The 19,043-nt window shown below is 35.5% G+C and carries 21 protein-coding genes; 10 read left to right on the top strand and 11 right to left on the bottom strand.

Features of this window, described 5'->3' with window-relative positions:
• Positions 1 to 14: 14 nt before the first annotated feature.
• The 3 genes from O5639_RS09400 to O5639_RS09390 all read right to left on the bottom strand — a co-directional run bounded on the left by O5639_RS09400 (position 15) and on the right by O5639_RS09390 (position 1,751).
• Entirely contained in the window at positions 15 to 611 is a 597-nt protein-coding gene (locus O5639_RS09400) for a HEAT repeat domain-containing protein (protein WP_269624263.1), read from the bottom strand.
• Between the two features lie 59 nt (positions 612 to 670).
• The gene (locus tag O5639_RS09395) at positions 671 to 1,138 is read right to left on the bottom strand and encodes a bleomycin hydrolase (RefSeq protein ID WP_269624262.1); all 468 of its coding nucleotides are present in this window, start codon (positions 1,136 to 1,138) and stop codon (positions 671 to 673) included.
• Positions 1,139 to 1,202: 64 nt separating this feature from the next.
• Complete coding sequence (locus O5639_RS09390; RefSeq protein ID WP_269624261.1) at positions 1,203 to 1,751, bottom strand: bleomycin hydrolase; 549 nt, start codon at positions 1,749 to 1,751, stop codon at positions 1,203 to 1,205.
• A gap of 228 nt (positions 1,752 to 1,979) precedes the next feature.
• Here O5639_RS09390 and O5639_RS09385 point away from each other — a divergent pair, with 228 nt between their 5' ends.
• The 3 genes from O5639_RS09385 (at position 1,980) to O5639_RS09375 (ending at position 6,011) form a co-directional block, all read left to right on the top strand.
• Positions 1,980 to 2,192 (top strand): hypothetical protein, encoded by a 213-nt coding sequence (locus O5639_RS09385; protein WP_269624260.1) that lies wholly within the window; start codon positions 1,980 to 1,982, stop codon positions 2,190 to 2,192.
• A 100-nt stretch (positions 2,193 to 2,292) separates the two neighbouring features.
• Entirely contained in the window at positions 2,293 to 4,710 is a 2,418-nt protein-coding gene (locus tag O5639_RS09380; protein ID WP_269624259.1) for a UvrD-helicase domain-containing protein, read from the top strand.
• A gap of 44 nt (positions 4,711 to 4,754) precedes the next feature.
• Positions 4,755 to 6,011 carry a CCA tRNA nucleotidyltransferase gene (locus O5639_RS09375; protein WP_269624258.1) on the top strand — a complete coding sequence of 419 codons (1,257 nt, stop codon included), beginning with the start codon at positions 4,755 to 4,757 and terminating at the stop codon, positions 6,009 to 6,011.
• A 19-nt stretch (positions 6,012 to 6,030) separates the two neighbouring features.
• On the opposite strand, the gene selD is transcribed toward O5639_RS09375, so the two are convergent.
• Entirely contained in the window at positions 6,031 to 8,208 is a 2,178-nt protein-coding gene (gene selD / locus O5639_RS09370; protein ID WP_269624257.1) for a selenide, water dikinase SelD, read from the bottom strand.
• On the opposite strand from selD, the gene mtnP reads away from it, so the two are divergent.
• On the top strand, positions 8,194 to 9,126 hold the full coding sequence (gene mtnP / locus O5639_RS09365) for an S-methyl-5'-thioadenosine phosphorylase (RefSeq protein ID WP_269624256.1): 933 nt from the start codon (positions 8,194 to 8,196) through the stop codon (positions 9,124 to 9,126). The genes selD and mtnP overlap by 15 nt on opposite strands.
• A 72-nt stretch (positions 9,127 to 9,198) precedes the next feature.
• Here mtnP and O5639_RS09360 read toward each other — a convergent pair whose 3' ends face one another.
• From O5639_RS09360 to O5639_RS09340, 5 genes are all read right to left on the bottom strand, one after another.
• Positions 9,199 to 9,396 (bottom strand): photosystem II reaction center protein J, encoded by a 198-nt coding sequence (locus O5639_RS09360; RefSeq protein ID WP_269624255.1) that lies wholly within the window; start codon positions 9,394 to 9,396, stop codon positions 9,199 to 9,201.
• An 11-nt stretch (positions 9,397 to 9,407) separates the two neighbouring features.
• Positions 9,408 to 9,527 carry a photosystem II reaction center protein L gene (locus O5639_RS09355; protein ID WP_011294297.1) on the bottom strand — a complete coding sequence of 40 codons (120 nt, stop codon included), beginning with the start codon at positions 9,525 to 9,527 and terminating at the stop codon, positions 9,408 to 9,410.
• A 29-nt stretch (positions 9,528 to 9,556) separates the two neighbouring features.
• Entirely contained in the window at positions 9,557 to 9,805 is a 249-nt protein-coding gene (psbE, locus tag O5639_RS09350) for a cytochrome b559 subunit alpha (protein ID WP_011294296.1), read from the bottom strand.
• A gap of 107 nt (positions 9,806 to 9,912) precedes the next feature.
• Entirely contained in the window at positions 9,913 to 10,929 is a 1,017-nt protein-coding gene (locus O5639_RS09345; RefSeq protein ID WP_269624254.1) for a photosynthesis system II assembly factor Ycf48, read from the bottom strand.
• Positions 10,926 to 11,351 carry a rubredoxin gene (locus O5639_RS09340; RefSeq protein ID WP_269624253.1) on the bottom strand — a complete coding sequence of 142 codons (426 nt, stop codon included), beginning with the start codon at positions 11,349 to 11,351 and terminating at the stop codon, positions 10,926 to 10,928. The genes O5639_RS09345 and O5639_RS09340 overlap by 4 nt, the downstream gene beginning before the upstream one ends.
• Before the next feature lie 84 nt (positions 11,352 to 11,435).
• On the opposite strand from O5639_RS09340, the gene O5639_RS09335 reads away from it, so the two are divergent.
• From O5639_RS09335 to O5639_RS09325, 3 genes are read left to right on the top strand one after another with little or no spacing between them, the layout of a single operon-like run.
• Positions 11,436 to 11,798: an NAD(P)H-quinone oxidoreductase subunit 3 gene (locus O5639_RS09335; RefSeq protein WP_011294293.1), complete on the top strand. Its 363-nt coding sequence runs from the start codon at positions 11,436 to 11,438 to the stop codon at positions 11,796 to 11,798.
• Complete coding sequence (gene nuoB / locus O5639_RS09330; protein WP_269624252.1) at positions 11,789 to 12,538, top strand: NADH-quinone oxidoreductase subunit NuoB; 750 nt, start codon at positions 11,789 to 11,791, stop codon at positions 12,536 to 12,538. Before O5639_RS09335 ends, nuoB begins: the two co-directional genes overlap by 10 nt.
• A 20-nt stretch (positions 12,539 to 12,558) precedes the next feature.
• On the top strand, positions 12,559 to 13,080 hold the full coding sequence (locus tag O5639_RS09325; RefSeq protein WP_269624251.1) for an NAD(P)H-quinone oxidoreductase subunit J: 522 nt from the start codon (positions 12,559 to 12,561) through the stop codon (positions 13,078 to 13,080).
• A 1-nt stretch (position 13,081) separates the two neighbouring features.
• On the opposite strand, the gene O5639_RS09320 is transcribed toward O5639_RS09325, so the two are convergent.
• On the bottom strand, positions 13,082 to 14,479 hold the full coding sequence (locus tag O5639_RS09320; protein WP_269624250.1) for a gluconeogenesis factor YvcK family protein: 1,398 nt from the start codon (positions 14,477 to 14,479) through the stop codon (positions 13,082 to 13,084).
• A 127-nt stretch (positions 14,480 to 14,606) separates the two neighbouring features.
• On the opposite strand from O5639_RS09320, the gene O5639_RS09315 reads away from it, so the two are divergent.
• Entirely contained in the window at positions 14,607 to 15,392 is a 786-nt protein-coding gene (locus tag O5639_RS09315) for an ABC transporter ATP-binding protein (protein WP_269624249.1), read from the top strand.
• 4 nt (positions 15,393 to 15,396) lie between these two features.
• On the top strand, positions 15,397 to 16,242 hold the full coding sequence (locus tag O5639_RS09310) for an MlaD family protein (protein WP_269624248.1): 846 nt from the start codon (positions 15,397 to 15,399) through the stop codon (positions 16,240 to 16,242).
• Between the two features lie 13 nt (positions 16,243 to 16,255).
• Here the strand turns inward: O5639_RS09310 and bchD are convergent, their stop codons facing one another.
• Entirely contained in the window at positions 16,256 to 18,409 is a 2,154-nt protein-coding gene (gene bchD / locus O5639_RS09305; RefSeq protein WP_269624247.1) for a magnesium chelatase ATPase subunit D, read from the bottom strand.
• Between the two features lie 47 nt (positions 18,410 to 18,456).
• Between bchD and folK the strand changes: the two genes are divergently transcribed.
• Positions 18,457 to 19,038, top strand: a complete 582-nt coding sequence (gene folK, locus O5639_RS09300; RefSeq protein ID WP_269624246.1) for a 2-amino-4-hydroxy-6-hydroxymethyldihydropteridine diphosphokinase — start codon at positions 18,457 to 18,459, stop codon at positions 19,036 to 19,038.
• Positions 19,039 to 19,043 lie beyond the last annotated feature (5 nt).

Raw genomic sequence — 19,043 nt, 5'->3', positions numbered from 1 at the left:
AATAATCTAAAATATCACATATTTCTGTCTCTTAAAATATCTTCTTTTATCATTTTATCAATATATTTATCATTTAACAATTCATCAAATAAGCTATCCACAATCTGATCTTTCATTTCCAGAAGAGCGCTAACAGAAGCTTTCGCTCTTAATAAGTCTTTATCTCTACAAGTTTTGATCAAAATATTTCGACCAGTTTTCCCTAATTGCCTCAAAAGAGAAATAACAGTCAATATTATCTCAGGAGAGCTATCTTTCAGTGCTAAATAAACTACTAACATCTCCTCTTGATCTAATTCTTCTAAATTAAAATTAACGACAACTTGGATCATCGTTTTTAGGCAGCTAACTTTAACAATTGTATTATTAGTATCTATATATAATGGAACGATTGAGTGTAAAGCTTTCTCTCCAAATCTACCCAAGGCTAATATTGATTTTCTTCTTACAAATATATCTTCTTCCTTGAGATTAGCCAAAAGATTATTCATAAATTTAAGCTCAAATTCTTTTTTTAAAATGAAAAATGCTTTAGAATTAATATTTGGATTTGGATGCAAAAAATCTTGATAAAGTTCTATATATTTATTTAAATCTAAAGAATTACTCATTATAATTTCAAATTATTATTTATAATGCTTAAAAATATTTTAATTAAATTTATTTATTTTTATGCAAGTGCGTTTATTAAATAATCCAATAGTCCTTTGAATTCAGTTTCAGCTTGCTGACTCATAACATCATTGATTTTAATTTCATCTCGAATAAAAATAAATGCTTCTATATATGCAGCTGTTGGTAATAGCTGTATACGAATAATTTCTCTCATACCTGATATTCCCCATTCATCTAAAGGACCTGTGCCGCCAGTTACTAAGCAATAATTAATAAGACGCAAGTAATGATGAATATCTCTCACGCACTTATCTTTATTAGCCTGCTCATATGAGCCATTTTGATACACAGCATCTACTGCAAGATTGGTAAATTTTTCAAGACAAGAAGCAAGTTTTTCTGCAGCCTCCAAACGAGCTTTTGCCCTATCAAACGAACCTTTCACTGACTCAAAATCGCTCATGCTAGGAAATCTTCCAGCTGCATCAGCTGCGCTAACAACGGTTGTAACTGCAGATTTCATAGTGAATAAATAAGAGTTAGTTTAAAGTAATTTGAGAAGAGGAATTAAAATTAAAGTTGAATATTCAACTCAAAGCCTCTATCACAAGATCAAAATAAGATGCTGCCTCCGACGCGATATCTTGACATTGTGCTCCTGAGCCAGAATTAATTCCCTTAAACATTTTTCTTCCTGTATTTGTTTCAGTCATAATTGCAATTGTGGCAATTTTCATTATTTCAACTGCCCGAATCGCATTAGAAGTGGGTACTCCAAGAGCCAAATAAGTTTCTTTCAAACCATTTAGGCATCTATCTTGAAGAACAGAAGCATCCCCAGCAAGAAGTGCGTAGCTTACATATCTCAAAATAATTTCTCCATCCCTTAAACAAGCTGCCATTCGACGTGTTGGATAACAATGTCCTCCTGGCTGAGTAAGTCCAGTATTTTCACAAACCATTCCTGCAACTGCATCTGCAGCGATGCAAGAAACATTTTGAGTTATTGCAAGGGTTGCATCAATTCTTTTATTTGCATCTGCTACGTACTTTCTTAAATCAGCTAGATCCTCACTTCCAATTGCTGCACCTTTGGCATCAGCACTTACAACTGTTCTTGAGAACGCATCAAGCATCTTTTAACTACCTAGGTTTTGTAAGTAAAAAATTAAATAGGTAATGATTTTCTAGTCATTACCTATTTAACTTAAGACTTACAGTCAAGTTTCATTGAAAGAGACCTATAGAACGCAATGCTTCTTAACTGTAAAAAGAATTTTTACTAAAATCATTCATAGAGTTATCTCAAAAAGCTTATAAGAAAAGGGGATATCACTAATTTGAGCTATTGTTGAATTAAAAAAATGCAAAGTCCTATAGAAGAAGAGTTAGAAGAATCAATAAAGGAACTAACCGAGTACAAAAATCGTTTAGAAAAAGAGGTGGTAACTATTTCAAACAAGTTAAAAATGCCTCAAAAAAAAATCAACGCAATTATTAATTCGCATTCAGAACTTAATCAAATTAAAATAATACTTTCCAAACTAACTAAACAAAAAAAAGAATGTGACTTCTAGTTTAATACCATAACTTTATTTTATCTACCTAAACAACATAAAATGATCTCTATTAATATTAACAAACTGAATTTAAATCAATGTATTTTCAATCTCTAAAATGAAAAAGTCAAACAATATATTTTTAAATGGATTAAACCAAGCTCAGTCTCAAGCAGTGGATCATTTTCATGGTCCATTATTAGTTATAGCAGGTGCAGGAAGTGGAAAAACTAGAGCACTTACTCATCGTATCGCGCATTTAATTATTGAATATAAAGTTGATCCAAGCTCTATTCTTGCAGTCACTTTTACCAATAAAGCTGCAAGAGAAATGAAAGATAGACTTGAATTACTTCTAGCAAAAAGGTTGGCAAATGTAAGTTACAGTAAGCCTTGGTCTGCATTACAAATAGCAGAGCAAAGACAAATTCGTAATCGTATATATCGTGAAATCAGTCGTGAATTATGGATAGGAACTTTTCACGCTTTATTTGCAAGATTATTACGCTTTGATATTGACAAGTTCAAAGACCCTGAAGGGTTAACTTGGACTAGACAGTTTTCAATATACGATGAGACAGATGCACAAAGTCTTATCAAAGAAATAGTTACACAAGACCTACAATTAGACCCTAAAAGATTTGAGCCCAAAAAAGTCCGTTGGGCAATCAGTAATGCTAAAAATCAATGCTTACTTCCTGATGATTTGTCAAAGAGTCAAGAGGGTCAGAGAGGTAAATTAGTTGGTGAAACTTATAGACTTTATAGAAAAGCTTTAGCAGCTAATAATGCATTAGATTTTGATGATCTACTATTGATACCTGTTCAATTACTACAACAAAATGAAAAGATTAGGACTTATTGGCACAATCGTTTCAAACATGTTTTAGTCGATGAATATCAAGATACTAATTGGACACAATACGAATTAATTAAACAATTAGTTACCAATGGCAAAGATCCATCTTCTTTTAAAGATTGGAATAATCGATCAGTTTTTGTTGTTGGCGATGCAGATCAAAGTATTTACAGCTTTAGAGCAGCGGACTTTAGGATACTAATGGGCTTTCAAGAGGACTTTGGGAAGAAAAGCCAAGACAATACAAATGATTCTACGCTCGTAAAACTTGAAGAAAATTATCGGTCTACCTCTACCATCCTCGAAGCAGCTAATTCACTAATTTCCAACAATAAAGAAAGAATAGATAAAGTTCTTAGAGCAACTAGAGGAGAAGGTGAGCCTATTAAATTAACTAGGTGTGACGATGAGATAGCAGAGGCAGAGGCAGTTATTCATAGGCTAAGAATTTTAGATGCCTCAAATCCAGAATTAAATTGGGGAGATATGGCTATTCTTTATAGAACTAATGCTCAATCAAGAGCAATTGAGGACTCATTGGTCCGCTGGAGTATTCCATACATTGTGGTTGGAGGATTACGTTTTTATGATCGAAGAGAGATTAAAGATCTACTTGCTTATTTAAGACTTTTAATTAATCCATCTGACAGTGTCAGTCTTCTAAGAGTTTTAAATGTCCCTAAAAGAGGTATTGGTAAAACAACAGTTCAAAGATTGAGTGATGCTGCTAGTCAATTAAAAATTCCTCTTTGGGAAGTTGTAAATGACCCCGAAGCTGTCAGATCTCTAGCTGGAAGATCAGCTAAAGGTCTTTTGATTTTTAGTGAGCTTATCAATGAATTACAAAGTCATCTTCTTTCTTCAAGCCCGGCCGAGTTAGTTCAATTAGTTTTAGAAAAAAGTGGCTACTTAAATGAATTAATAGCAACAGGAACAGATGAAGCAGAAGAAAGAAGACGCAATCTTCAAGAATTAGTTAATGCCGCTTTGCAATATCAGGAAGAAAGTGAAGATGCAAATTTAGAAGGTTTTTTATCAACTGCTGCTTTATCAAGTGATGCAGATAATAAAGATACTGCGTCAAATCGAGTCACATTAATGACTCTTCACAGCAGTAAAGGTTTGGAATTTCCTGTTGTTTGCCTTGTGGGACTGGAGCAAGGCTTATTTCCAAGCTATAGATCACTTGATGATCCATCTTCACTTGAGGAAGAAAGGCGACTTTGTTACGTAGGTCTTACTAGAGCGAAAGAAAAACTATTTCTCTTTCATGCATCTGAGAGAAGAATGTGGGGAGGAATGAGAGAACCTGCTATCGCATCTATATTCCTATCCGAGATACCAGAAGAACTTGTCAAAGGCGATATCCCATTATCTGGTGGGGCGACATTGAGAAGAGAAAAAAATCTAGATAGACTGACTAGAGTTGATCGCCAAACTAATAAAAAGTCTTTTCCTAGTGAAGCTGAAAATGCATTAAGAAAAACATATTCTGGTCCTTCCCCAGGGAAGAGATGGGCAGTTAACGATAAAGTTGAGCATTCTTCATTTGGCGAAGGACAAATCACACATGTTTTTGGTTCAGGAGAGAAAATCTCTCTAGCTGTAAAATTCTCAGGAATGGGACCAAAAATTTTAGACCCACGACTAGCTCCATTAAAATTAATTAATGAGTAAAATTTAATCTAAAAAAATATTAATTAACTAAAATCATATTTCTAATGAAATTATTTGATAAATCGACAATTGAAAAAGAGATAAAAGAATTACCTATTGGTATTCTCACTATTCTTTTAGATGCAGCTATCTCAGTTAAAATAACCTCTATTGCGATAGTTGGAGGGGTTGTAAGAGACTTAATAACAAAATCTAAAAATCAAGATTATGCAATTATCTTCAATGATCTAGATTTAATCATTGAAGGGGAGACATCTATCTATGTAAAAGAATTACAAAAAGTTCTTGGGGCAGAAAGAGTAAAAGTCATACGTGATAATGCAACTTATAAAACCTCAGAAGTAATAATTAATGGCTTAAAAGTTGATATTGCGACTGCCCGTGCAGAGACTTATCCCATGCCTGGAGAAAATCCAATAGTCGAAATATCAACAATAAAAAAAGATCTAATAAGAAGAGATTTTAATATAAATGCGATGGCAATTGAACTCAAAGATAATAGACTAATAGATTTATTTTCAGGTTCAGATGCAATTGAAAATATGGAAATGGACTTTTTGCATGAATCAAGTGTTTTAGAAGACCCTACTAGAATTATTAGAGCTTCCCGCTATTCTGCAAAGTTAGATTTTCATCTATCAAATCAAGCCTTAAAACAAATAAAAGATACAATAAATAAGTGGCCATGGAATTGGCATATTGAAGATAATACTGATTTAGCCCCTTCAGCATTATCAATAAGATTAAAAATGGAACTCGAATTGCTTTTAAAAAATAACTATTGGAAGAAAGCATTAAAAAATCTACAAGACTGGGGAGGCCTAAAAATAGTAGATTCGAAATTACAAAATGATACCAGACTCATCGAAAAAATATTGACTGCAAAGAATTCAGATATAGAGCCGCTAACTGCATTAGTTTATGAATCTAAAGACCCTATCTGTCTAGCTAAAAGATTACAATTAAATCAACAACAACAAGAAATAATAAAAGGAGCTTGTCAATTAAAAAAATTTCTAGCTAATATAATAGATAATAAGTTATATACAAATTGGTCTCCATCTAAGTGGACAACTGTTCTAGAGGAATTAGATGCTAATGAATCTTCTTTCATACTTGAAATATGTAGGGAGAATCCCCTAAAAGATTATTTATCATCTTGGCTATATAACTGGAAAGATATAGAGTCTCCAATAAAAGGAGATGATTTAATAGCTAAAGGTTGGGAACCTGGACCAGAAATAGGAATAGAAATTAAACGACAAAGAATGAAGTTAATTGATGGAAAAATTATTTCTTGAAAAAGTTAATAAGTACTTATCAAGGAATAAAGCCTATTTTAATCCAAGGCCCTTCTTGTATAAGTTTTTCAGAGTAAATGGATGAACAACTAACAACCAAAGGGCCACATGTTTGTGGGTCTAATAAAATTTTTAGCATAGTATTATAAGATGGGCTATTCGGAATAAAATTATTAGATACCAGCTCAACTTTTAAATCTTTATCTCCCTCAATATTTTTCAAAAAAATTTCATTTGAAGGGGCTAAGCTACTCTCAAAACCTATATCAAAAAGTTCTTTTACACCATCATATACGGGAATATTGTCTAGCTCAAGAATGATTTTCAAGGGTTCTGAATTCATCTTTAATTGATCTCTATTTGTAGAGTCCAACATCTCAGATAAATGACCTAACAAACCAAAGCCAGTTATATCAGTACATGCATTAATAATTTTTTGGTTTGGATTTATATTAGTTAAGTGATTAATATAATTAACAATATCATGCTGACTTTTATTCATTTCTTTTAAAACAGAATCAAGTATATAAGGTTTTACATGGCCATTCATAAACGCAGAAAAAATAATTCCAGTCCCTAAAGAACGACTAATTAGAATTTGATCTCCCTTTTTCATTCCTCCCTTAGACCAAAAATATTGTTTTTCATCAACAATTCCATTTACAGCCAGTGAGCTTTCAATTCCAAGAGAAAAAGGCTCTTCAGATATTTTTCTTGATTCTAATGTATGCCCACCTATAAGTTTTGCCCCTTGAATGGTTAAAGCAGAATTAATACCTTCCAATACTTGAAATAAAAGTTCTTGCTGTAAATTGTTTGGTAATAATGGTAAGTTCACAACAGATTGTGCCGAGATAACAGATCCTCCACATGCCCAAATATCAGAACAAGAATGAAAAGCCAAAAGCCTCCCATTTAGCCATGGATCGCTAATTAAAGAAGGGAATCCATCTACACTTTGTATTAAGGTCTTCCTAGAATTCAAGATTCCAATATCTATAGAATCATCATTTGAAGACTCTATTAAATCTAATTTTTTTAATGCTGAATTTAATGGAGTAAAAGCTAATTTTGCCGCACATCCTCTACATTTAATCATCTCTTTTTTAGACAACATTTCTGAATTTTTATCTTTAATAAGATTAAATTTTGAGATAAAATTTTTATCAATTGTTTCTTTTAATCTTGATAGAATATTAAAAGGTCCAACTATAACTTCACCCCAAGAAATAAAAGCTTTAGAAGACTTTCCTCCTGAATTTATATCTAAAAGTTGTATTGCTTTTCTTTGAGGTTTCCATTCATTAGGTTTTAGACCTTGACTTATATACTCTAAATTCTTTGCAAGTGGTTTTGCGGAACGGACTGCCCATACTCCTGAAGAAGGACGAGTATGATTATTAATAACTCCACAATCTCCTACAGCAAATAAATCAGGATTATTGAGGACTTGAAGAGTATTTTTTGTTAGCACCCTCCCATATCCATCTATAGGTAAACCACTATCTTTTATCCAATTAAATGATTTATTACCCGTACAAATTAATTTTGGATATAAAATAGATGGACTCTTTTGTGTAATCTTAATATTGAAATCATTTAAATTTTTCAATAGATTTTTATTAATCTTTCTTCCTGATTTAACTTTTAATAGAATAGCTCTTTTTGGCCATCTTTTTCTTAAAGAAAAAGCTATTTCTATCCCAGCAAATCCACCACCAACAATTACAAATGGTTTTGCAGAAGAATCATCCTTGTGGATATCTTGATCGAGAATAAACTTATATGATTCAGAAAAAGGTTTAATTGTAACAGCAAAATCATTATCCCCTCTAATTAAAGATTTAGAATTGAAGTTAGTTTTTGTTCCTATATTCAGAGACAAAGACGAATATTCAATTTCTGGGCGCCCTTTTAAAAGTAATTTTTTCTTCTTAAGTTCAAGCCCCTCAATTTCCGCCATCACAAATGAAACTCCTGCTTTTGAAGCAAGAGTCCTCAAATCAATTATTATTTCATCAATCTTGTATTTACCTGCCAGGACACCTGGAAACATCCCAGAATAAATGGTTGTACTTTCTTTATTGACTAAAGTAATCATTCCAGCAGGCTTCAATTTTGGATTCATTGCCCATCTAAGCAACACAAGGGCATGAGTATGACCACCACCAGCTAGAACGAGATGATCACTGAACATGATTTTTTAAATATTTCTGGAACACAATCAGATGCCTATGATTTCAAAAAAGCAAGATTAGGAATTATTGGAGGAAGCGGACTATATAGGATTGAAAATCTTAAAGATATAGTCGAATTAAGCTTAGACACTCCCTATGGAAAACCTTCTAATAAGTTACTAATAGGCAATCTATTTGGAATAGAGATTGTTTTTCTCGCTCGCCACGGAGAGAAACATACTTTAAATCCAAGCGAAATTCCATATAAAGCAAATATTTGGGCTATGCGCTTTCTAAACGTAAGATGGTTAATCTCGGCATCAGCTGTGGGATCGTTAAAAGAAGATATCAAACCTTGCGACATTGTTATTCCTGATCAATTTATAGATCGAACTCATCAAAGACCATTGACTTTTTTTAATGATGGAGTTGTAGCTCACATAAGCATGGCAAATCCTTTTTGTGAAACTCTTTCTCAAATACTTTCGCAAGAAATAGAAAAAATTCTAACTAAAGCAAAACAAATGCATGTTGGAGGGACATATCTTGCTATGGAAGGGCCCGCATTTTCAACAAGAGCAGAATCAAATTTATATAGAGATTGGGGATGCTCAATAATAGGGATGACAAACCATACAGAAGCTAGATTGGCAAAAGAAGCCGAAATCGCTTACTCAAGCCTATCCATGGTTACTGATTATGATTGTTGGAATCAAAATTGCGACAATGTATCTGTCGAGATGGTCATTGAGAATCTCCAGGAAAATGCAAATTTTGCAAAATCAATAATCTCTGCTGCCGCTAAAAGAATCTCATCATTAAGGCCTTCAAGCTCTTTTCATAATGCATTAAAAAATGCACTGGTTACTCCAAAAGAGCATGTATCAGATAAAACTAGAGCCAAGATCAAACTATTTACAGATAAATACTGGCTTTAAAAAAACCAACAGACAATAAATGACTGTTGGTTTTTAAGTTATTTCAAATAAATAGTATTTTTCTAGTTAAAACTAACCAGCGTTACCAATACCAGTGTATGAACCGTAAAAGAAAATACCAAGAACAAAAATAACAGCAGTGCCACCTGCAGTAGCTACTAACCATAAAGGCAGTGCTCCCTCTGTCCACCGTCTTTCCCAGGAGACTGCAGGCATACCATTTGAAAGACGATCTCCTGCTCGTCCATCAGGTCCTTTTAATTTGCTCATGATAAAGAGATTTAGTTAAAGAAGTAACTGGAAAAAAGAATTCCCATTACAAAAACAAGTAAGAGTCCAAGATAAAGACTTGTTCGGTTTAATTCAACCGGAACTTTATTTGGATTTGGATTGACTTGCATGGATAATAAAGCAATCAGATGAAATTTGGTTATTTCAGACGCGTGTCCAGTTCAGCCTTGGAATCAAAGCGCTGAACAACAACAGGAGCTTTGCTTTCTCCAGCCTGAAAATACGTATCTGGTCTAGGAGTTCCAAAAGCGTCGTAGGCAAGCCCAGAAGACACAAATAAAAATCCTGCCACGAAGATCGCAGGAAGTGCCACTGCATGGATAATCCAATAGCGGACACTAGTAATGATCTCAAAAAACGGGCGTTCCCCGGTAGAGCCGGCAGCCATAGCCTCACTTAATCAGCTCAGTGATCTTATCAAGCGAAACCAAAAGAAAGGATATCTGTTGCAAGGTGGTTACACAGAGTCATGGAAATCATCAAAAATTTATGATTTCACCCCTGCCATCGCAATAAATTCCCCCTTTCTCCAAATACAAATCCCTTAGGGCTGTCAATATTAGAATCGTCCACAAATAAAATTCTGATGAAATTTGTTGGAACAGATTCACCCACAGGGTCTTTTTTCCAAGTTTTTCCATCATCATTACTCACCAATAAAGTTCCGTTTCCTCCAGCGGCCCAAATGGACTTAGATGGATCCCAAACAAGATCTTGATAGTTATAACCGTTTACGATTGGGATGATGGGCTTAGACCAAGAGTCGATATCAGCAGGATCTGCATTAAATCTGATTTCAGCCCCTCTAGAAAGCATCCATAAATCCCCATTTGGCTGCTCACCAACACTTTGAACTCTCTTGCTACTTGCTCTTTGATGAGGGCTCCATGACTCCTCTCCTGGGCTTAGAACTGAGAAAAAGTTACCAAGGCTACTAACACTTATATAACCACCTTTATTTGTTCGTCTTAATTCTCTTATACCTCCAGAACCAGATGTATCCAAAACTATTGCTTCCCAGTTAGTTCCTGCATCAGTAGTTTTATAAATTGCTCCAGCGGTAGTGGCTAATTCAGCAGTATCAGTATCAATTGTTGTTATCAAGTATGGATCACCTGGCAAATTATTTCCAAGGTCTAGACGAGTCCAATTTTTTCCTCCATCAGATGAATGAAGAATCAATCCTGGTTGGCCTGCTATCCACCCTTCTTGCCCTTTGAAATCAATACTAATTAAACGAAAGTTCCCTTCGCTTGGAATGTCCAAATTTCTTTCTTTCCAGGTAATCCCTCCATCATTTGTTTCTAGGATCAACCTATTTGTGCCAACCAAGAATCCATTTTTGTCATCTACAAAGTCAACATCTAATGGATTTGCTTCAGTGTCTAGATCAACTAAGGACCAGGGACTTGATGATCCTATTGAAGCATTGCTAACAGTACATCCACTAAGAGCAACTCCAACTATCAAGACAAGAGTCAAATTAATGAAGTTTGAAAACAGGCGTTTCATTTCAAAGAATAAAGAGAGAGAAAACAGGCAGCTGCTAAAGCCAGACTTCCAAAAATAAGAACGTTTTTCTGGCCTGAAGGAAGTTTATTAAATCCAAAGCCATAAGTAAGGTTTTCTTCAAATCCACTAGGCTTTGACTTGGGTCCAATATCCTTGTATCCACTAAATCCTACCCGACAGACTGGACATCTAAAATTCTCTCTATCTATGTCTAAGAATGACGTTCCTGGTTCAATTTTTAGCTTTTTTATACCTTCAACAGGGTCATAAATAAAACCACAGCTCATGCACTCAAATCGATTAAATTTTGGATCAAAGTCATCAATTGAATTTTTTGGTTCAAATGAAACAACTTGATTTTGTTTTTCATCAGAATTCAAATCCTCAAAAGAGTTTGAATTAGTTTTGGTGTCTTCACTCACAGTTTTCACTTTCACATATAACAACTCTATGGCACTAATCTAGGAAATGACTGTCAGAATGATATTGAAATCAGTAATTCATTCATGTTTTCCCTTCAGGGTTATGAGTATTTTTTAGGATTTCTTCTTATTTCTGGAGCAGTTCCCATTCTTGCTCTCACAACCAATAAGCTAATAGCTCCTAAAAGCAAAGCAGGAGAGAGGCAACTTACATATGAATCAGGCATGGAGCCCATAGGAGGGGCATGGATCCAATTTAATATTCGTTACTACATGTTTGCACTTGTTTTCGTTATATTTGATGTAGAGACGGTGTTCCTTTACCCATGGGCAGTTGCATTTCACAAACTTGGGTTACTAGCATTTATAGAAGCACTTGTTTTTATCACAATACTTGTTGTGGCTTTAGCATATGCATGGAGAAAAGGTGCCCTTGAATGGAGTTAAATCCCTTGAAAAAAACTCCTTCTTCTGAAGCAGTAAGAAACCTGAGAGAAGCTTCCTGCGCCCCCGTAGGGGCTCCCACAGTCACTAATGATCTAAGCGAAAATATAATCCTAACTAGCCTTGAAGATCTTCACAATTGGGCAAGATTAAGCAGTCTATGGCCTCTTCTTTATGGGACTGCTTGTTGTTTTATTGAATTTGCAGCTCTAATTGGATCTCGATTTGATTTTGACAGATTTGGATTAGTCCCAAGAAGTTCTCCTAGACAAGCAGATCTACTTATAGTGGCTGGCACTGTCACAATGAAAATGGCACCTGCTCTTGTAAGGCTTTATGAACAAATGCCAGATCCAAAATATGTAATTGCAATGGGAGCTTGCACTATTACTGGTGGCATGTTCAGCGCAGATTCAACTACTGCAGTTAGAGGTGTGGACAAATTAATTCCTGTTGACCTCTACCTTCCTGGATGTCCTCCAAGACCAGAAGCAATCTTTGATGCTGTAATTAAATTAAGAAAAAAAGTTGCCAACGAATCAATTTCAGAGAGATCAAAGATTACTCAAACTCATAGGTATTTAACTATCCCTCATAAAATGAACAGATCTGAGTCAAAAGTAAATGGAAAATACCTAAAAGCGAAAACACAATTAATTGCTTTAAATCCCTCCTTATCAGAAGAGTTTGATCAATCGTTAAAAGAAATCCAAAAAATATCTGAGGAACTTTCAAGCGATTGAAAATCTCTTATTAAAAAACTATGAAAAATGAATCAGAAATAGTGGTTGAAGAAAAAACCTCAGCTCCAATAAGTGATTGGCTTTCAAACAAAGGATTTGAGAACCTTCCTCTTCCAGAAGACCACCTAGGTGTTGAAGTTATAAAAATCATGCCAAGCAATCTATTGCCAATAGTTGAAGCTTTAAAAAATGATGGATTTAATTATCTTCAATGCCAAGGTGGATATGATGAGGGCCCTGGTTTAAATATTGTTTGTTTTTATAATCTAATAGAAATTAGTGAAATAAAAAAAGATATTGCACCCCGCGAAGTAAGACTAAAAGTATTCCTATCTAGAGATGGGGACTTAACTATTCCTAGCTTGTATGGCCTTTACAGAGGTGCCGATTGGCAAGAACGAGAAACATTTGATATGTATGGTGTTAAATTTAAAGGTCATCCGCATCCAAAAAGGCTTTTGATGCCTGAAGATTGGAAAGGATGGCCACTTAGAAAAGACTATATTCAGCCAGATTTTTATGAAATGCAAGATGCATACTGATTTATTTACTTTTTTTATATCTTCTATAAAACCTCATTATTGCTAAAGCGAGACTCCTAGGATCATGTCTCAAAGTTGGAGTAGCCTTTGAACCCTGAAGAGAAGCTAGATACACCTTATAACCCTTCGACAGAAGATCTATTTTATTGCATTTGACTGGTTCAGCACCTTTTGATTTGTAGTAATCAACCAATGGGGATGGTTCTAACTCATCTTGAGCAAGGATTGAATTAAATATTTTCTTTGTAATTCCTCTTGATGCCAATTGAGCTTCTATAGCCCTCACATGACCAGTAACATCAAGTCCATCAGTTTCTCCTGGTTGAGTCATCAAATTACATATATACAATTTTGGGACTTTGCTCCTCTCAATCGCTTCGACTATTTCAGGGACAAGAAGATTTGGAAGGATTGAAGTATAAAGACTTCCTGGACCTATCAAAATAATTTCAGCATTTCTGATGGCTTCCAGAGCTCTTGGCAAAGCTGGGGGCGCTGAAGGATAACAACCAATTCTGATTATTGGTAAGCGAGCTTTTCCAATAGCGGATTCACCATCAATTCGGTCACCATTTTCAAGTTCTGCCCACAATCGAACGTCTACATTAGTAGCTGGTACAACTTGACCCTGAACAGAAAGAACACGACTTGAAGCAGTAATTGCAGTCTCTAAACTTCCAGTTATCGCAGTTAAGGCAGATAAGAAAAGATTCCCAAAACTATGGCCTTCAAGACCACTGCCCGAAGGAAAGCGATACTGAAAAAGACCTTTTATAAGAGGCTCTTCCGTTGCTAAAGCTGCTAAACAATTTCTTATATCTCCTGGAGGCTGAACACCCAGCTCCCTCCTAAGCACTCCACTACTTCCTCCATCATCTGCAACAGTCACTATTGCTGTAATACGGCTGCTATATCTTTTTAAGCCTTTTAACAATGAAGATAAACCTGTACCACCGCCAATAGCAACAATAGTTGGCCCCCTATTTAATCTTTGTTTAGCTCTTAACGCATCAACCAAAAAAGTATCTTTTTTTGAGCCTAAAGCCTGCTTAATAGATTCAAAACTTCTTCCTTGCCCCCAAATTAAAAGAGATATTCCTATCAAAAAAACTATTGGTCCAGAAATAGTTCTAGGTAAAAAATTAGTTATGAATCCTAAAAACAAAAAAAGTATTTCAACAACCCAATAAATTGGGCGTAGATCAGCCCAAATCGAGGCCCCAATCAAAGCAATTAATAATCCCAAACCAGATGTAATCATCCATCTTTTGACAACTAGCCCTGGCAAAAGCCATCGGATAGCTCTTTTAAAGCGAGCGTAAAGATTAAAAGACAAACTATCGCAAAAGCTTTTACGCAAAGTCGATCTTCTTAATTTTCTTTTTCTTCTTTTTTTCAATGGATTCAGGTTTGAGAAAATTACAACAAATAAAACTAGATAATTAATTCACATAAGCTCTAATTAAACTTCCCAATTCACATATCTCATACAAAATGAGATAGCCAAACAAACCTTAGGAGAGAGTGTGCCAAAAAACACTCAAGTGATGTTGATGAAAGATCTCAGTGTGCAACTGGGATCAAATAAAGTTCTCGATAAAGTCAATCTAGCCATGAGTGCTGGAGAAAGACTGGCAATTGTTGGTCCATCGGGCTCAGGCAAATCAACAATACTTCGCTTACTAGCTGGATTGCTCTTGCCTTCCGAAGGAAGCCTTCAAATATCAGGTGTTAAACAAAATTATTTAAGGCTCGATCAAAATAACCCACCCGATGTGAGATTAGTTTTTCAAAATCCAGCATTATTAGCATCATTAACTGTTAGGGAAAATGTAGGGTTTTTGCTTGAAAAACAAAAAGTCTTTTCTGAGGAGATTATTAATAAAAAAGTAATAAATTGTTTACAGAAAGTGGGCTTATTTGATGTTGCAGAAAAATTTCCAAATCAACTGAGTGGTGGAATGCAAAAAAGAGTCAGTTTTGCTCGAGCCTTAATTAGTAACTCGAAGAAAGAAAGAAACTCAATTCCACTTCTTTTATATGACGAACCAACTGCTGGATTAGATCCAATAGCTTGCACTAGAATTGAAGATCTAATTATTAAAACAACCGATACTGCAGAAGGATGCTCAATAGTAGTAAGTCACGTTTCCAGTACAATTGAAAGAACAGCTAATAGAGTTATTTTGCTTTATGATGGAAAATTTAAATGGGACGGATCCATAGATCAATTTAAACAAAGTGAAAATTCCTATGTAAAACAATTTCGAACAGGTAATCTCCAAGGACCAATGCAACCTGAGGATTTATAAATTCATGCGAAGAAGTTTACGAGATGCGTTTGTTGGATTTTCACTTTTAGGTGGATTACTTATCTTTTCAGGAGCAATGCTTTGGTTAAGAGATTTTCGTTTGGGCTCAAAAAGTTGGGAGATTTCTGCAGACTTCAAAGATGCAAGTGGTCTTGCAAAGATGTCTCCAGTTACTTATCGGGGAATCATTGTTGGCTCTGTTCAAAAGATCAATTTCACTCCAAGCACTGTTGAAACTAAAATCAAATTAAACAATAATAATCTAACTTTAACAAAACCTGTAATTGCAAAAATAGTTACAAGTTCCATGCTTGGTGGAGATGCTCAATTATCCCTAGTCTCATTAGGTAAACCATTAAATAAAAGCGAACTATTTACAGTCAGCAAAGATTGTCCTAGTAAAAGGATACTATGCAGTGGAGACAAGATTAAAGGCTTAGAAATTGTAAGCATATCAAGTCTTACAGAGGGTTTAGATGGGATTATTAATGAGGCCGATAGACAAGCAATAGTTAATAAAGTATCAGAATCTATTCAACAATTTGATCGCACTCAAGCCAATCTTGATGAACTAGTATTGTTATCTAAATCAGAACTCATAAGAGCGAAGCCTATAATTTCTGAATTGACAAAAGCTGCATTTCATTTAAACAATATTCTTGAAAGCCTTGACAATCCAAATACACTTAAAGACATCCAGGATATCGCCTCAACTTCTAGTTCTCTAACAAAGAAGATTGATAAAATGAGTTCAAATATGGGTAATATTATTGAAGATAAAGAACTTATAAATGCTCTAAAAACATTGACTATAGGTTTGAGTAAATTATTTGATGATATATATCCTTAAAGGACAAATTTTATTAGGTGACGCTATTAATTGCATCCATTGCAATTGAAGCAATAGCTTTATCGCTAGCCTTAGGTAATTGAACATATTTCCCTCCGGATGCCTCAGCTAAATCTTTACCCATGCCACTTGCTATAAACTTTCTTTCTGTATCTATTACAAGCAATTTAATCCCAAGCGCTCTATATCGAGAAGCGACATCAAGAACCTCTTGCTTCAAATCAGGGGGCTCTTCTCCCTCGAGGACCGGTTGACCTAATGAAGTACTTAATGGAACATTTCCTCTACCATCAGTAATCGCGACCACAACAACCTGACCTAGATCTCCGGTCGCCAAAGCATTTGCACCTACTCTTGCGGCTTGAGTCAAACCATGAGCAAGTGGAGATCCACCACCGCAAGGCATTGCCTCAAGTCTTCTTTTTGCCGCTGTGATTGATCTTGTCGGCGGAAGCAAGACTTCTGCTTGATCTCCTCTAAAAGGAATTAGAGAAACTTCATCTCTATTTTCATAAGCTTCTGTTAGCAAGCGAATAACTGCTCCTTTTGCACTTTGCATTCTATTTAGAGCCATAGATCCACTGGCATCGACCAAAAAAATCACTAATGCACCTGCTTTACGTTGGAGCAATTTTGCGCGCAAATCACCTTCCTCAACAATAACTTTCCTATTAGGTTCTCTTTCTCTTCTAGCTTTCTGATAAGGAGCTGCAGCTCTTAAAGTTGCATCAACTGCAATCCTTCTAACTGGACCTCTTGGAAGAATTGGTTTTACATATCTTCCTCGATTATCACTTAAAACAGCTGATCGACTTCCACTATTTCCACTCTTTGATTTAGTGGATGAAAACAATAACAAATCAGGATCAACAGCACATGCTTCTGGATCAAGCATAAATTCTTCCGGAATTGGAGGGGATGACTCTTCTTCTTGCTCCTCCTCTTGATCTTCTTCTTGATCTTCTTCTTGATCATTGTTTTCTTCAGAGTCTTCAGGAGGCGGAGGCGGTGGCTGCTGATCTTCAGGGGCTGGGGGTTCCATTTCTTCTTCTGAAGGCATTTGCATAGCCCTTGGGGCGATTACAAGTCTTACGGCAGCCTTTAAGTCTTCTGCATCCACTGAATCTCTACCGCATAAAGCAGCATGAGCCTTTGCAACTCTTACTGCATAAAGCTCTGACCTATGTCCCTCTACGCCTCCACGAATGGCCTCTAAAACTAAGTATTCAATTTGATCCTTACTGATTTGAACATCTGGGAGCCATTGTCTTGCTAGCAGTAATTGCGTTGATAGAGATTCTGTATCTTCAGACCATTTCTTAGAAAAAGCTTCACTAGATTGACCATGAGCAATAGCAGACTGGGTTATTTCAACTCTTTGTTCATTTGTAATTAATTGATCTGCAGACAACACAATTGCAAATCTGTCCAAAAGATGGTCTCTCAATGACCCCTCTTCAGGATTGTAAGTAGCAATCAAAAGAGGTCGACATGGATGACTTAGGCTCAAACCTTCTCGTTCAACTCTATTTTCACCTGCTCCAACTGAAGCCAAAAGTAGATTAACAATGCCATCATCCAACAAATTCAATTCATCTATGTACAGAACTCCTCTGTGAGCTTCAGCTAATAACCCTGGCTGAAATACTGGCGTTCCACTTGATAATGAAGCGGCAACATCAACTGCACCAACAAGCCTATCCTCGGTTACTCCTAAGGGAACCTGAATAAAAGGGGCAGGAACAACTTTCTTGGGAATACTCTCTAAGTCATTAGTATTTTCCAGACTTCCTATATTTTTTGCAAACAGCTGTTTAGTGAATTCATCCCACTCACCTGAAAAAGAAGGATCTAAATTTCTACCTACTGGAAAAATAAATGATTCTTCATCACCATTCGTATTGCTTAATTTGTCTAAATCAATTATTTCAATTGGAGGAAGAAGGGCATGCAAGCCTCTAGCTAAAACCGATTTACCAGTGCCACGACCACCAGCAATTATCACTCCTCCCAAACCTGGATCAACTGCGGCAAGCATTAAAGCAAGCTTTAAAGTTCCATGGCCTGTAATTGCAGCCAAAGGGAAAGAACGATTCGCTCTTTCTATTACTGCAATGTCTTTTGAAGCCGAAGACATTTTGTTGTTATTCAATCCGCTGGAAACCATAGGGTTGGATAAAGCAAGCAAATTTTTAAAAGTCTTTTAATATTCGCATGACTTATGCAAAACAAAAACCAGAATTGAAACTCGTCATCTCAATAGGCGCAAATATCCCTGGCATTCTTGGAGATCCCATAAGAACAATCTCTGCCATAAGGCCGCAAATAGAAAAAACCATAATTGAATGGAATGTTGCTTTAAATTGTCCAAAAATCGACTCTCAAAATATTGATAAGTCTTTATCTTTTCAATGGGCGCCGCTATTTGAGACTGATCCTTTAGGGGGACCATTTGATCAACCAAGATTTATTAATACTGTACTTGTTGTAGCGGGAGAGGATTTTGCCTCAGTAACTCCAAATAAAAAAGCAGCTATATGTTTAATGAAAAAATTTTTAGAATTAGAAAAAATTGCAGGTAGGGAAAGAGAAAAGACAGAATTTTTTTGGGGGCCAAGGTCTTTAGATATTGATTTCATTTCTTGGGGAGAACTGCAGATAAATACAGAAACCCTTATTTTGCCTCATCCAAGATTAAGTGAAAGAAACTTTGTTTTAATTCCCCTTGCAGAGGTTTTATCAAAGTCTCAAGGGAAACCGAAACGAATCATCTCAAAAAACATTTGGCCTGAATAAAACTC

The sequence above is a fragment of the Prochlorococcus marinus str. MIT 1214 genome (assembly GCF_027359355.1).
Classification (GTDB): domain Bacteria; phylum Cyanobacteriota; class Cyanobacteriia; order PCC-6307; family Cyanobiaceae; genus Prochlorococcus_B; species Prochlorococcus_B marinus_F.
Note: the sequence above shows the minus strand (reverse complement) of the source record. Positions and strands in the feature narration are given on the sequence as shown.

Excerpts from the sequence above, each read along its gene's own strand:
- psbE (WP_011294296.1), bottom strand. The coding sequence starts at position 9,805 with ATGGCTGCCGGCTCTACCGGGGAACGCCCGTTTTTTGAGATCATTACT.
- bchD (WP_269624247.1), bottom strand. The coding sequence starts at position 18,409 with ATGGTTTCCAGCGGATTGAATAACAACAAAATGTCTTCGGCTTCAAAA.
- O5639_RS09395 (WP_269624262.1), bottom strand. The coding sequence starts at position 1,138 with ATGAAATCTGCAGTTACAACCGTTGTTAGCGCAGCTGATGCAGCTGGA.
- O5639_RS09400 (WP_269624263.1), bottom strand. The coding sequence starts at position 611 with ATGAGTAATTCTTTAGATTTAAATAAATATATAGAACTTTATCAAGAT.
- O5639_RS09325 (WP_269624251.1), top strand. The coding sequence starts at position 12,559 with ATGAAAAATGAATCAGAAATAGTGGTTGAAGAAAAAACCTCAGCTCCA.
- O5639_RS09345 (WP_269624254.1), bottom strand. The coding sequence starts at position 10,929 with ATGAAACGCCTGTTTTCAAACTTCATTAATTTGACTCTTGTCTTGATA.
- nuoB (WP_269624252.1), top strand. The coding sequence starts at position 11,789 with ATGGAGTTAAATCCCTTGAAAAAAACTCCTTCTTCTGAAGCAGTAAGA.
- O5639_RS09355 (WP_011294297.1), bottom strand. The coding sequence starts at position 9,527 with ATGCAAGTCAATCCAAATCCAAATAAAGTTCCGGTTGAATTAAACCGA.
- O5639_RS09390 (WP_269624261.1), bottom strand. The coding sequence starts at position 1,751 with ATGCTTGATGCGTTCTCAAGAACAGTTGTAAGTGCTGATGCCAAAGGT.
- O5639_RS09385 (WP_269624260.1), top strand. The coding sequence starts at position 1,980 with ATGCAAAGTCCTATAGAAGAAGAGTTAGAAGAATCAATAAAGGAACTA.
- O5639_RS09375 (WP_269624258.1), top strand. The coding sequence starts at position 4,755 with ATGAAATTATTTGATAAATCGACAATTGAAAAAGAGATAAAAGAATTA.
- folK (WP_269624246.1), top strand. The coding sequence starts at position 18,457 with ATGACTTATGCAAAACAAAAACCAGAATTGAAACTCGTCATCTCAATA.
- selD (WP_269624257.1), bottom strand. The coding sequence starts at position 8,208 with ATGTTCAGTGATCATCTCGTTCTAGCTGGTGGTGGTCATACTCATGCC.
- mtnP (WP_269624256.1), top strand. The coding sequence starts at position 8,194 with ATGATCACTGAACATGATTTTTTAAATATTTCTGGAACACAATCAGAT.
- O5639_RS09380 (WP_269624259.1), top strand. The coding sequence starts at position 2,293 with ATGAAAAAGTCAAACAATATATTTTTAAATGGATTAAACCAAGCTCAG.
- O5639_RS09310 (WP_269624248.1), top strand. The coding sequence starts at position 15,397 with ATGCGAAGAAGTTTACGAGATGCGTTTGTTGGATTTTCACTTTTAGGT.
- O5639_RS09335 (WP_011294293.1), top strand. The coding sequence starts at position 11,436 with ATGTTTTCCCTTCAGGGTTATGAGTATTTTTTAGGATTTCTTCTTATT.
- O5639_RS09360 (WP_269624255.1), bottom strand. The coding sequence starts at position 9,396 with ATGAGCAAATTAAAAGGACCTGATGGACGAGCAGGAGATCGTCTTTCA.